Genomic DNA, 13627 nt, shown 5'->3' with positions numbered 1-13627 from the left:
TTCAATAAACTTTTAATTTAATCAGTATTACAAAGGGATTCAGAGGTTTTTACCAACCATTTTTTGCCATTAAGCCAAAAAAGAGGCTGTCTAAAAAGTAATTAAGTATGTCAAACTGAGCCTTTCGACTTTGCTCAAGACAGGCTTTGTCGAAGTTTTATAATTCATTGATTATCAATTGTATTTTGACAAGCTCAATATGACAAGTAGTTAATTTTTTGACTTTTTAGACAGCCTCTTTGTAACTAATATAATTTTACAGTTAAATTATTTAGGATCTAAAATCATATCTATTCTATCTACAACATCTTTTAGGTGATAACGAGTTAAAGTGTTACCTCTGTTAGAAGCTGCTCTTGCATCTTTTTGAATACGTTTTAATTCTCCTCTTGCAACAGATTTTACATCAGATTGATTAATAGTAATACCACTTTGTTTAAAGTATCCTCTATTAGCACCTCTTTGATTTTTAGCCTTATTTAAAAGGTAGTCTAATCTGTCTAAATAAACTCTTTGTAAGTTTCTTCTGTAAGTATCTATAGATCTACCAGAATAAATTTCTGACCAAACACCTTTTCTTAAATCGCTCATCATATTTACTAAAGAGTATGCTTTCGTGCCATTTAAAGTTTCATTTTCAATCATACGTGCCATTCTTCCAGCATCTAGCATATTGTTTAAGGTTCTGGCTTGTAAACCACGAACTCTTTCTACAGAACCAGAAAACTCTGTTTTGCTAAAAATGTTTTTATCTAACATCCAAGATGGAGTTTTAAATAATTCATTTATTACAAATTGTAAGGCTTCTTTTTGTGTTGCTTTATCTACATGTGTATAAACTGCACCAGCTTGATCTGATGTTTTATAATATTCATAAACACCACCAACATTTGCAGTTACATGTCCCATATATCTGTTAAATTGGCTTAGCAACTGTCCATACATAGTAGATAATTCGTCATAATTTTGACCTTTTTCTGATGTCCATTTTTCTAAATTTGGTAAAATTCTTTTTAAATTTTTAATCCCATACATAGAAGCTTTCATTGCATTGTCTCCTAAATCTTCAGTTTGAGAACTTGGATCTACAACACCACCAGCTTGTTGATGCCCAAATCTATACATAGGATTACCAGCATGTTTTAAAATCCAAGAATCTAAAATTGGTTTTTCTGCTTTTGCATCTGTATTTAAAATAGGTCTATAACCCCAAGCAATAGCGTATTTATCATAAATACCAATATTTGGCATTAAAGCAACTCCTTTATCTTCTGGCTGTGCAATGTAATTAAAACGAGCATAATCCATTATAGATGGTGCAGTACCATATTTTTGAGTAAAAGTTGCAGAACGTAAAGAGTCTACAGGATATGCAACAGAACTACCCATATTGTGTGGCAATCCCAATGTATGGCCAACTTCATGAGAAGAAACAAAACGAATTAAACGTCCCATAACTTCTGTTTTAAAGCTATTTCCACGCGCATCTGGATTTATGGCTGCAGTTTGGATAAAGAACCAGTTGTGTAATAATGTCATTACATTATGATACCAGTTAATATCAGATTCTAAAATTTCTCCAGATCTTGGATCACTTACGTGAGGACCGTTTGCATTTGGTATTGGAGAAGCTAAATATCTTACTACAGAATAACGTACATCTTCTGGAGACCAATCTGGATCTTCTTCTTTTGTTGGTGGGTCTTTAGCGATAATAGCATTTTTAAAACCGGCAGCTTCAAAAGCAACTTGCCAATCATTAATACCTTGTTTTATGTAAGGCACCCATTCTTTTGGTGTAGCTCTATCTACATAATAAACAATTTGTTTTTTAGGTTCAACTAACTCACCTCTATTAAATTTAGCAATGTCTTCATCTTTTACCTCAAGTCTCCATCTATCTAAATATGTAACAGTTTTACTTTTCTGGTCTTTTAAACCATAATCAGTTTGTCCTCTTGCAAACCAACCAACTCTTTCATCAAAATAACGACGTTTCATAGGAACTTTTGGTAATAAAACCATAGAATTGCTCATTTCTAAAGTAATAGAACCCAATGCACTGTTAGAGGGAGCTTTGTTAGCAAAATAGGTTTTTACGTGTCTTATTTCTATATTTTTAGGATAACTACTAACTCTATCTATATAAGAGCGAGTTTTATCCATTCTAGTAGCTTGATAAAATTTTCTATAAAAACTAGGAAAACCTAATGGTTTTACATCTGTAGAAAACAAAGAAGTAGCATCTATAACTGTAGCTGTAGAATCTTTACTAAAAGCTTTTATTGGAAAAGAAAATAAGATTGGTTCTAAGTTTGAGTTTACAACAGCTTCATGAACAGGCAAAATTGTATCAGCAACTACATTATGAGAGACAACTCTTAAAAGAATGTTTTTATTTTTTTTCTCCCAACGTAAAACTTGCGTATTTGTTTTTCCACCACCAAAACCAATATTACTTGCAGTTTTAGCAATTCTAGTAACCATTAACATTTCTCTTCTTAATAGAGAGTCTGGTATTTCAAAAAGATACGTACTTTCTTTTTTGTGTACTTTAAATAACCCTTCGTCTGTTTTGTGATCTTTTGTAACCACTTTATTATAAGGCAGAATGCCTCCTTTTTTGGGTTTTGGTTTTGGTTTCTGAGCCGTTTTTGGAGCTTCTTTTTTCTTTTTCTTCCAAAATTGAGCATCAACTTCAGTTGAAAAACCAAAAACAAAAGCAACTAAAAGTAATCGCAAAAGTATTTTTTTTGTCATCATAAGTGTTTTATTTGAATTGTGCTCGAAGTTAAGCAAAGCCTAAAAGAACAACTCTTAAATATTTGTTAAAGAGAAATGGAGTTTTATGTTAATTTTTGTACATAAAAAAGAGGCTGTCTGAAAAGTATTAAAATTTGTCATTTCGACTGTAATGGAGAAATCTTATTTACTCAAAATCAATTACATAGATTTTTAGACAAAGCCTGTCTTGAGCGAAGACAAAAGACTCAAAATGACAGATAAATTAACTTTTCAGACAACCTCTAAATAAAATTATATTTTAAGTGTTTTTTAAATTTTGAAAGCTTGTTTTACAGCATCTACATAATCTAGTTTTTCCCAAGTAAATGTTTCTATCTCTTCAGAAACGGTTTCTCCCATAGGATTTGTAAACGTAACTGTTTTTATTTCTGGTGTTCTTCCCATGTGTCCATAAGCAGCAGTTTCAGAATATATTGGCGTTCTTAATTTTAAACGTTTTTCTATAAAATAAGGGCGCATATCAAAAATTTCTTCTACTTTTTTACTGATTTCACCATCTGTCAAATCTACATTTGCAGTTCCATAAGTTTCAACATTAATACTCGTAGGTTTTGCAACTCCAATAGCATAAGAAACTTGCACTAAAACTTCTTTACATAAACCAGCAGCTACTAAATTTTTTGCAATATGTCTTGTTGCATACGCTCCAGACCTATCAACTTTAGAAGGATCTTTTCCAGAAAATGCACCTCCACCATGAGCTCCTTTTCCACCATAAGTATCAACAATAATTTTTCTTCCAGTTAAACCTGTATCTCCATGAGGACCTCCAATAACAAAAATTCCAGTTGGGTTAATATGATAGGTAATATTATCTGTAAATAATTTTTGAATTGCAGCAGGTAATTTTGCAACAACTCTAGGAATTAAAATCTCGACAATATCTTTTTTAATTTTTGCTAACATCACTGCTTCAGAAGCATCAAAATCATCATGCTGTGTAGAAATTACGATAGCATCAATTCTTTGTGGAACATTATCATCAGAATACTCTATGGTTACTTGAGATTTTGCATCTGGACGTAAATAGTTAATGTCTTTATTTTCTCTACGTAATTCAGCCAATTCAATTAACAATCTGTGAGACAACTCTAAAGCCAAAGGCATATAGTTTTCGGTCTCATCTGTTGCATAACCAAACATCATTCCTTGATCTCCTGCACCTTGTTCTTCTGGGTTTGCTCTATCTACACCTTGGTTAATGTCTGGAGATTGTTCATGGATTGCAGAGAAAACACCACAAGAATTTCCATCAAACATATATTCGCTTTTTGTGTAACCAATTTTATTAATAACGTCTCTTGCAATTTTTTGAACGTCTAAATAGGTTTTAGATTTTACTTCTCCAGCTAATACTACTTGCCCAGTTGTAACTAAAGTTTCACAAGCAACTTTACTAGATTTATCAAAAGCTAAAAAATTATCTATTAAAGCATCAGATATTTGATCTGCAACTTTGTCTGGATGTCCTTCAGAAACACTTTCTGAGGTAAATAAATATGACATATTAATTATGTTTAATATTATTATAAATTGATTGCTTGGTCGCTAAAAGAAGTAGAAATTTACTGCTTTAGCATTTTTATTCTGAACTTGTTTCAGAATCTCATTCTAGAAATTCGTTTTCAAGTTAGGTACTGAAACAAGTCCAGCACAAGAGGTTGCAATCAGTTCAAATTTTTCCTCTTAAATTCGAATGCAAATTTACATTATAAAATTTAATACAAACATTTTTTTATAATAATTATTTTTGATGGCATCATTAAAAAATCAATTTTAGAGTTTAAAAGTAAATGATTTTGTAAAATGGTTAATACAATGTGAAATAAAATGCGAATTCAATATTAAATAAAAAATAAACCACTTTTTATTTGGATACTAAACTTTTCTGTTGCAATATTTGCACTCACAAAGTTCAATAACTTATTGAAATGTTATCAAGAAAGGTGGAGGGATTAGACCCTTTGAAACCTTAGCAACCCTTTGCGAAGCAAATGCTGAATTCATTTCAGCATCTTTTCAAAGAAGGTGCTAAATTCTACCCTTGTTCTGAATTAGTTTCAGAACCTCTAAGAAGAGAAAAGGATAGATAACAAAACAGCATTTTCCTATTCTGGAAAATTCTATTTTCTTAATAACATTTTTCTAGTAAGTACATCAAATTTTTGATGCATTTGACTTTTGATTTATTTATTAACTCAAAAAAAATAGAAAAATGAGTACACACAAATTAGCAACAAACGCGTTGCACGCAGGACATGATGTTACAGCAAATGGAGGAGCAAGAGCTGTTCCTATTTATCAAACAACATCGTATGTTTTTAACGATTCTGACCACGCAGCAAATTTATTTTCTTTAAAAGAATTAGGTTTCATTTACACGCGTTTAAACAATCCTACAAATCAAATTTTGCAAGAACGTTTAGCAGCTGTAGAAGGCGGAATTGGAGCCGTAGTTTTTGCTTCTGGAACAGCAGCAATTGCAACAGGATTGTTAACACTTTTAAAAGCTGGAGACCATATTGTGGCTTCAAGTAGTTTGTATGGAGGAACCTACAACTTGTTAAATGTTACTTTACCAAGATTAGGTATTACAACTACATTTGTAGATGCTTCTGACCCAGATAATTTTGGTAAAGCAGTACAAGAAAATACAAGAGCATTTTTTGTAGAATCTTTAGGAAATCCTAAATTAGATGTATTAGATTTAGAAGCAATTTCTACACATGCTAAAAAAGCAGAAGTGCCTTTTATTGTTGATAATACAGTAGCAACACCAGTTTTATTAAACCCTATTAAACACGGCGCAAATATTGTAATTCATTCGCTAACAAAATATATTGGAGGTCAAGGAACTTCTTTAGGTGGTGCAATAATAGATGCTGGAACTTTTAACTGGGCAAATGGAAAATTTCCAGAATTTACAGAACCTTCAGCAGGTTATCATGGTTTAAAATATCATGAAGCTTTAGGGGCAGCATCGTACACTTTTAAATTAATTTTAGAAGGATTGCGTGATTTTGGTGGAGCATTAAGTCCAACAAACGCATTCAACATCATTCAAGGTTTAGAAACTTTACCAGTTCGTATCAAACAACATTCAGAAAATGCTTTGGCATTGGCAAAATGGTTAGAGGCACAAGAAGAAGTTGCTTGGGTAAATTACCCAGGTTTAAAAAGTAGTAAATACAAATCTTTAGCTGATAAATATTTGCCAAATGGTCAAAGTGGAATTGTAACTTTTGGTCATAAAGGAGGATATGAAGCAGCAAAAACTATCGCAGACAAAACAAAAGTATTCTCTTTATTAGCAAATATTGGTGATACAAAATCTTTAATTATTCATCCAGCAAGCACTACACATCAACAGTTAGATGAAACGCAACAAGCAAGTGCAGGTGTTATTCAAGATTTAATTAGATTGTCTGTTGGTATTGAAGATTTAGAAGACTTAAAAGCAGATTTAAAAGCTGCTTTTTCAGAAATATAACTAATTTAAGAATGTCACCTTGAGCGCAGTCGAAAGGTCTTTTTGCAGTCGAGTTTAAAGTTCTCGACTGCGCTCGAACAGACAAATCTCTAAGATATTTGAAACACGAATTACAACATATCAAAATAAACGATTTTACCACAGAAAATGGTACAACTATTCCTGAAATCAATTTGAGTTATCAAGTTTTTGGAAAAGAATTAGGTACAGCTCCTGTGGTTTTAATCAACCATGCATTAACAGGTAATAGCGAAGTTGGTGGTAAAAAAGGTTGGTGGCAAGATATTGTTGGTAAAGAAAAAGCTATAAATACAGATATTTACACAATTCTATCTTTTAATATTCCAGGAAATGGTTTTGATGGTTTTTTAATAGATAATTACAAGGATTTTATAGCTAGAGATGTTGCAAGAATTTTTTTAGAAGGATTGTCTAGGTTAAAAATAAATCAATTATTTGCATTTATTGGTGGTTCTTTAGGAGGAGGAATTGCTTGGGAAATGGTGGTTTTAAAGAATAACTTAACTCAATATTTTATTCCAGTTGCAACCGATTGGAAATCTACAGATTGGTTAATTGCCAATTGTCAGATTCAAGAACAATTTTTGGTGAATTCTAGTAATCCTGTGCACGATGCAAGAATGCATGCAATGTTGTGTTATAGAACACCAGAGTCTTTTAAAGAACGTTTTCATCGTTCTAAAAATGAAGATTCTAACTTTTTTAATGTAGAAAGTTGGTTATTACATCATGGAAAAAAGCTACAAGAACGTTATCAATTGTCTTCTTATAAGTTGATGAATCAATTGCTAAAAACAATTGATGTTACAAATGGAGGGAAAAAGAATATCGAAATCTTAGACCAGATAGAAGCTAATATCCACATCATTGGTGTAGATTCTGATTTATTTTTTACTGCTCAAGAAAACCGAGAAACCTATAAAAAATTAGCGTTAACAAAAGAAAATGTTACGTACAACGAAATTAATTCTGTGCATGGTCATGATGCTTTTTTGATAGAATATGACCAACTAGAAAAAATAATTGAACCAATTTTTAATAAAGATTACAGAGCAAAGAAGATGAAAATTATAAAATTTGGAGGAAAGTCTTTAGCCAATGGAAAAGGCATAGAAAATGCCATAGAAATTATTGCTAACAAATATAAAAATGGTCAAAAAATTACGGTTGTTGCTTCTGCAAGAGGGAACTCAACCAACGATTTAGAATCTATTTTAAAGAAAGCTGCTGCTAAAAAGGAATATAAAGATAAGTTTGAAAAGTTTAAAGAATATCAATTAGCACCTAATAATTCTGTTGATTTATCTCAAGAATTTTCAAAATTAGAAACCATTTTTGAAGGTGTTTCTTTATTAGGCGATTACAGTCAAAAAATCAAAGATGAGGTTTTAGCGCAAGGAGAATTATTGGCAGTAAAAGTAGTAGCAAGTCTATTAAATAAACAACAAATAAGTGCAAATCCTGTTGATTCAAGAACTTTAATAATTACTGATGAAAATTTTGGTAATGCACAACCTATTACTGCTGTCTCTAAAGAAAATGTCATTGCATATTTCAAAAAAAATAAGGATGCAATAAGTATTGTAACTGGTTTTATTGCAGCCAATAAAAAAGGAGAAACGACTACTTTAGGAAGAAATGGGAGTAATTATACAGCAGCATTATTTGCAAATTATTTAGATGCAGATGAGTTGCAAAATTACACGCACGTTAGTGGAATTTATACAGCAAATCCAGATTTGGTTGCAGATGCAAAGAAAATTGAGCAATTATCATTCTCAGAAGCAAATGAATTGGCCAATTTTGGAGCCACTATTTTACACGCAAAAACAATTATCCCTTTAATTGAAAAAAACATCAATCTTCGTATTTTAAACACATTTAATAAGCAAGATAAAGGAACTTTAATTACTTCAGAATCGTCTACAAAAGGGATTAAATCTATTTCAACAATTAACAACGTAGCTTTACTAAATTTTGAAGGAAGAGGTCTGTTAGGAAAAGTTGGTGTAGATGCTCGAATTTTTAGAGCTTTAAGTGATAAAAATATTAGTGTAAGTATTATTTCTCAAGGGTCTTCAGAAAGAGGAATTGGGTTGATAATAGATGCAGATAAAGCCCAAGAAGCTGTTACTGCTTTAGAAAAAGAATTTGAAAATGACTTTTATTCTCAAGATGTAAATCAAATTTCTATTATAAATAATGTAGCAGTAATTTCTATTATTGGTCAAGATTTAAGTGAGTTTCATTTGCCTTACAATGCATTAATTAAAAACCAGATAGTACCAGTTTTGTTTAATAATACAGTTTCTGGTAAAAATGTGAGTTTGGTAGTAAAGAAAGAGGAATTATACAAGGCTGTAAATGTAATTCACGGACAGGTTTTTGGAGTAACCAAGAAAATAAATATTGCCATTTTTGGAAAAGGTTTGGTGGGTGGAACTCTAATAGACCAAATTATTGAAAACACAGCTTCTGTATTAGATAGAAGAAAATTACAACTGAATGTTTTTTCTGTGGCAAATTCAAAAAAAGTACTGCTAAACAAAAATGGAGTTGACCAAAACTGGAAAGAAAACTTGTTAGAAAATGGTGATGAAAACACATCCGTTCAAGATATTATCAACTTTGCAAAAGCACATCATTTCGAAAATTTAATTGCAGTTGATAATACTGCAAGTATCAATTTTGTAAGTAATTATATTCCTTTAGTAGAAGCAGGTTTCGACTTGGTTTCTTGTAATAAAATTGCAAATACCTTGTCTTTCGATTTTTATAAAGAATTAAGAGCCAAGTTAAAAGAATACAAAAAACAATATTTGTACGAAACCAATGTTGGAGCAGGTTTACCTTTGATAGATACCATTCGTTTGTTACACGAATCAGGAGAAAATATCACTAAAATAAGAGGTGTTTTTTCAGGAAGTTTAAGTTATTTATTCAATAATTTTTCTGCAAAAGATGTACCTTTTTCAGAGGTTTTACAAGAAGCCATTGACAAAGGATTTACAGAACCAGACCCAAGAGAAGATTTAGGAGGAAATGATGTTGCAAGAAAATTACTAATTTTAGCAAGAGAATTAGATTTAGAAAACGAGTTTAACGAAGTAAAGATAAAAAATCTAATTCCAGAAAATTTAAGAGAAGGTTCTGTTAATGATTTTCTTGGTAATTTAGAGATGTTAAATGATGAATATCAAGCTCTAAAAGAAAATCAAAAACCAAATCACGTTTTGCGTTATATTGGTGAATTGAGTGGAGATTTATCCAAAGAAAAAGGAAATTTAGAAGTAAAATTAGTGTCAACAGCCAAAAGTACACCCTTAGGTTCTTTACAAGGATCTGATGCCATTTTTGAGATTTATACAGAATCTTATGGAGAGCAACCCATTGTAATTCAAGGAGCAGGAGCAGGAGCAAGTGTAACAGCAAGAGGCGTATTTGGAGACATTTTAAGATTAGCAAAACATAATAATTGACACGAAGTGTCATGCTGAACTCGTTTCAGTATAAAAAGTAAGCAGTTTTCTGTTGGCAGTATCTCAGTCAAGAAAAAAACTGACTGATAAAAAGTAAATATTTTCTCCTGCAAGGTTTCAAAAACCTTGTAGGTGTATAAAAAAATAATACCTACAAGGTCTTTAAGACCTTGCAGGATAATAAAAAGGAAGAATGAATCAACCAAAAAATTTTGAAACACAAGCCATAAGAACTCAAACAGAAAGAACACAATTTTCTGAACATTCAACACCTTTGTACCTAACCTCAAGTTTTGTTTTTGATGATGCAGAAGAAATGCGAGCTTCTTTTGCAGAAGAAAAACAACGTAATTTATATAGTAGGTTTACAAATCCGAATACAACAGAATTTGTAGATAAAATTGTTACTATGGAAGGTGCAGAAGCTGGTTATGCTTTTGCAACTGGAATGTCTGCTATTTTTTCCACTTTTGCAGCTTTGTTAAATGCTGGAGATCATGTGGTTTCTTGTCGATCAGTTTTTGGCTCTACACACAGCATGTTTACCAAGTTTTTACCAAAATGGAATATTGAAACATCATATTTTAAGGTTGATGAAGTTGATATTGTTGAAAGTTTGATTAAAGAAAACACTAAGATTCTTTATATAGAGACTCCAACAAATCCGGCTGTTGATATTTTAGATTTAGAGTTGATTGGTAACATCGCCCAAAAACACAATTTAATTTTTATTGTTGATAATTGCTTTGCAACTCCTTACATTCAGCAGCCTATAAAATTTGGAGCAGATTTGGTCATCCACTCTGCAACAAAATTAATTGATGGACAAGGAAGGGTTTTAGGTGGAGTTACAGTTGGTAACAAAGATTTGATGAGAGAAATTTATTTGTTTGCAAGAAATACAGGACCAGCAATGTCGCCTTTTAACGCTTGGGTTTTATCTAAAAGTTTAGAAACGTTATCTATAAGAGTAGAAAAACATTGTGATAACGCTTTAAAAGTTGCTCAGTTTTTAGAAAGCAATGAAAATGTGGAGTTGGTAAAGTATCCATTTTTAAAATCGCATCCACAATATGAAGTTGCTAAAAAACAAATGAAATTAGGAGGAAATATAGTCGCTTTTGAAATTAAAGGTGGTATAGAAGCTGGAAGAAAGTTTCTTGATAGTATAAAAATGTGTTCATTATCTGCAAATTTAGGAGATACAAGAACTATTGTTACACATCCATCATCTACAACTCATGGGCGTTTGTCAGAAGAAGATAGATTACAAGTTGGTATTACAAATGGATTGGTAAGAGTTTCTGTTGGTTTAGAAAATGTAGAAGATATTATACAAGATATACAACAAGCTTTGAGTGCTAAATAATTACATTTATTTATGTAATTTTGTTGAATGCTGTCTAAAAAAACAAAATACGGAATTAAGGCACTTACCTATTTAGCGAAACAGGAAAACAAAACACCTGTTCAAATCGCTACAATTTCTAATAGCGAAAACATTTCACTTAAATTTTTGGAAAGCATTCTTTTAACGCTTCGTAAAAACGGAATTTTGGGTTCTAAAAAAGGAAAAGGTGGAGGTTATTATTTATTAAAAGAGCCATCAGAAATCCCAATGACTTCCATTATGAGAATTTTAGAAGGACCAATATCTATGGTGCCTTGCGTAAGTTTAAATTTCTACGAAAAATGTGACGATTGCCCAGATGAAAACGCTTGTGCAGTCCACAATTTAATGTTAGAAGTTAGAGATAGTACACTTCAGATTTTTAGGAATACTTCATTGGCAGATTTGTGTAAGTGCTAATTTTTACTGCTAAAAGAACTTTTAAAATTATTCTTTAACTAAAAGCTTATAGTAATTATAAATTCTCAATAATTAGATGCTTTTTTTATTAATCTACTAAATCTATAGGGTTTAAGTAATTTTTAAGTTTTTTAATCGACTTTTTGTCTGTAAATGATGTATGTTTGCATACCCTATTAATTAAGTAGGGTAATTATTTGAATAAGTATTTATGATTTTAAACCAAATCATTTTTAGCAAAAAATCACAGCATAAAGGTTTTGAAGAAGATAAAAATTCCGAAAAACCTTTACGTAGTGTATTAAAAGCATTAAGCTGGAGAGTATTAGGTACTCTTGATACATTAGTAGTTTCTTATATTTTAACAGGAGAAATAGCTTTAGCTACATCAATAGCATCAATAGATTTTATAACAAAATTAGTTTTATACTTTTTTCATGAAAGAATCTGGAATAAAATAAAATGGGGAAAATAGTGAGCCTAAATTTAGATAAGATAAATAAAGAATTAAAAGACAAAAGTCCAACAGAAATAATTGCTTGGGCAATTTCTTTTTCTAAAAACCCAGTAATTACAACCAATTTTAGGCCTTATGAAGTGGCAATTTTAAATGCAGTTACAGAGGTAAAAAAAGACATCAAAGTAATTTGGTGTGATACAGGTTATAATACTGTACAAACCTATAAGCACGCAGAAGAAATTATTAAAACATTAGATTTAAATATCCAATTATATTCACCAAAACAAACTGCGGCTCATAGAAATGTTGTGTTAGGAGTTCCATCTATAGATGACCCAAAACACGTTGTTTTTACACAGCAAGTAAAGTTAGAGCCGTTTGCAAGAGCAATGAAAGAGCATCAACCAGATGTTTGGTTTACAAACTTAAGAAAAGGACAAACCGCTTTTAGAAATAGTATTGATGTCGTTTCTCAAAGTAAAGATGGCATCATTAAAGTAAGTCCTTTTTACAATTGGTCTGATGAACAATTAGATGCTTATTTAGAAGAAAAAGGTTTGCCAAACGAATTTACATATTTCGATCCAACAAAAGTAGAGAGTAACCGCGAATGTGGATTACATATCTAAAAGACAATATATTATGAGTCAAGAAACAATACAAGTAGATGCTTTAGAAAGTGAAGCCATTTATATTTTTAGAGAAGTAGTAGCGCAGTTTGAAAAACCAGTGCTATTATTTTCTGGAGGAAAAGATAGTATTACCTTAGTGCGTTTGGCGCAAAAAGCGTTTTATCCTGCAAAAATTCCTTTCCCTTTAATGCATATAGATACGGGTCATAACTTTCCAGAAACGATTGAATTTAGAGACAGATTGGTTGAAGAATTAGGGGTTGAATTAATCGTAAGAAATGTCCAAGACAATATCGATTCTGGTAGAGTAAAAGAAGAAACTGGTAGATATGCAAGTAGAAATATGTTGCAAACTGAAACGTTGTTAGATGCTATTGAAGAGTTTGGTTTTGATGCTTGTATTGGTGGAGCAAGAAGAGATGAAGAAAAAGCAAGAGCTAAAGAAAGAATCTTTTCTGTTAGAGATGATTTTGGGCAATGGGACGAGAAAAACCAACGCCCAGAGGTATTCGATATGTTAAATGGTCGAATTGATTTAGGTCAGAATGTCCGTGTTTTTCCAATTTCTAACTGGACAGAATTAGACGTTTGGTCATATATCGAAAATGAAAAAATTGAAATTCCTTCCATCTATTTTGCACACAAAAGAAAAACATTTGTTAGAGATGGAATGATTTGGTCTGCAGACGATGAAGTTGTGTATAGAGATGAAGAGGAAGAAGTGGTAGAAAGAATGGTGCGTTTTAGAACTGTAGGAGATATGAGTTGTACAGCAGCAGTACTTTCTGATGCAGTAGATATTGTAAAAGTGGTAGAAGAAATTAGAGATTCATCCATTTCTGAAAGAGGTGCAAGAATAGATGATAAACGTTCTGAAGCAGCAATGGAAAAACGTAAACAACAAGGGTATTTTTAATCCTGCAAGGTTTT

At 31.4% G+C, this 13627-nt stretch carries 9 protein-coding genes and 1 riboswitch; of the genes, 7 read left to right on the top strand and 2 right to left on the bottom strand.

From position 1 onward, the window contains the following. Positions 1 to 267: 267 nt before the first annotated feature. Both ACY2RW_RS11475 and metK read right to left on the bottom strand, forming a co-directional pair. Positions 268 to 2760, bottom strand: coding sequence for a zinc-dependent metalloprotease (locus ACY2RW_RS11475; protein ID WP_490122873.1), 2493 nt, complete (start codon positions 2758 to 2760; stop codon positions 268 to 270). Positions 2761 to 3054: 294 nt separating this feature from the next. Next, a complete protein-coding gene (gene metK / locus ACY2RW_RS11470) occupies positions 3055 to 4311 on the bottom strand; it encodes a methionine adenosyltransferase (protein WP_490122868.1) in 1257 nt (418 codons plus the stop codon). 425 nt (positions 4312 to 4736) lie between these two features. Continuing rightward, positions 4737 to 4901: riboswitch (SAM riboswitch) on the top strand. A 119-nt stretch (positions 4902 to 5020) separates the two neighbouring features. Between metK and ACY2RW_RS11465 the strand changes: the two genes are divergently transcribed. The 7 genes from ACY2RW_RS11465 (at position 5021) to cysD (ending at position 13613) form a co-directional block, all read left to right on the top strand. Beyond that, positions 5021 to 6295: an O-acetylhomoserine aminocarboxypropyltransferase/cysteine synthase family protein gene (locus ACY2RW_RS11465; protein ID WP_490122867.1), complete on the top strand. Its 1275-nt coding sequence runs from the start codon at positions 5021 to 5023 to the stop codon at positions 6293 to 6295. Between the two features lie 98 nt (positions 6296 to 6393). Beyond that, entirely contained in the window at positions 6394 to 9795 is a 3402-nt protein-coding gene (gene thrA / locus ACY2RW_RS11460; RefSeq protein WP_490122866.1) for a bifunctional aspartate kinase/homoserine dehydrogenase I, read from the top strand. Positions 9796 to 9988: 193 nt separating this feature from the next. Beyond that, positions 9989 to 11164 carry an O-succinylhomoserine sulfhydrylase gene (locus tag ACY2RW_RS11455; protein ID WP_490122865.1) on the top strand — a complete coding sequence of 392 codons (1176 nt, stop codon included), beginning with the start codon at positions 9989 to 9991 and terminating at the stop codon, positions 11162 to 11164. Between the two features lie 27 nt (positions 11165 to 11191). Further along, a complete protein-coding gene (locus tag ACY2RW_RS11450) occupies positions 11192 to 11605 on the top strand; it encodes an RrF2 family transcriptional regulator (protein WP_490122864.1) in 414 nt (137 codons plus the stop codon). 211 nt (positions 11606 to 11816) lie between these two features. Continuing rightward, positions 11817 to 12080: a DUF2061 domain-containing protein gene (locus ACY2RW_RS11445; protein ID WP_490122863.1), complete on the top strand. Its 264-nt coding sequence runs from the start codon at positions 11817 to 11819 to the stop codon at positions 12078 to 12080. Further along, positions 12068 to 12694 carry a phosphoadenosine phosphosulfate reductase domain-containing protein gene (locus tag ACY2RW_RS11440; protein WP_490122862.1) on the top strand — a complete coding sequence of 209 codons (627 nt, stop codon included), beginning with the start codon at positions 12068 to 12070 and terminating at the stop codon, positions 12692 to 12694. The genes ACY2RW_RS11445 and ACY2RW_RS11440 overlap by 13 nt, the downstream gene beginning before the upstream one ends. Before the next feature lie 13 nt (positions 12695 to 12707). Then, positions 12708 to 13613 carry a sulfate adenylyltransferase subunit CysD gene (gene cysD, locus ACY2RW_RS11435; protein ID WP_490122861.1) on the top strand — a complete coding sequence of 302 codons (906 nt, stop codon included), beginning with the start codon at positions 12708 to 12710 and terminating at the stop codon, positions 13611 to 13613. The last annotated feature ends 14 nt before the right edge of the window (positions 13614 to 13627 follow it).

This window comes from Polaribacter sp. 2305UL8-11 (genome assembly GCF_058147165.1).
Note: the sequence above shows the minus strand (reverse complement) of the source record. Positions and strands in the feature narration are given on the sequence as shown.

What these genes read in the sequence shown, in the direction of transcription:
- ACY2RW_RS11455 (WP_490122865.1), top strand. Translation starts at nt 9,989, where the DNA reads ATGAATCAACCAAAAAATTTTGAAACACAAGCCATAAGAACTCAAACA.
- ACY2RW_RS11465 (WP_490122867.1), top strand. Translation starts at nt 5,021, where the DNA reads ATGAGTACACACAAATTAGCAACAAACGCGTTGCACGCAGGACATGAT.
- ACY2RW_RS11445 (WP_490122863.1), top strand. Translation starts at nt 11,817, where the DNA reads ATGATTTTAAACCAAATCATTTTTAGCAAAAAATCACAGCATAAAGGT.
- ACY2RW_RS11450 (WP_490122864.1), top strand. Translation starts at nt 11,192, where the DNA reads ATGCTGTCTAAAAAAACAAAATACGGAATTAAGGCACTTACCTATTTA.
- cysD (WP_490122861.1), top strand. Translation starts at nt 12,708, where the DNA reads ATGAGTCAAGAAACAATACAAGTAGATGCTTTAGAAAGTGAAGCCATT.
- ACY2RW_RS11440 (WP_490122862.1), top strand. Translation starts at nt 12,068, where the DNA reads ATGGGGAAAATAGTGAGCCTAAATTTAGATAAGATAAATAAAGAATTA.
- ACY2RW_RS11475 (WP_490122873.1), bottom strand. Translation starts at nt 2,760, where the DNA reads ATGACAAAAAAAATACTTTTGCGATTACTTTTAGTTGCTTTTGTTTTT.
- metK (WP_490122868.1), bottom strand. Translation starts at nt 4,311, where the DNA reads ATGTCATATTTATTTACCTCAGAAAGTGTTTCTGAAGGACATCCAGAC.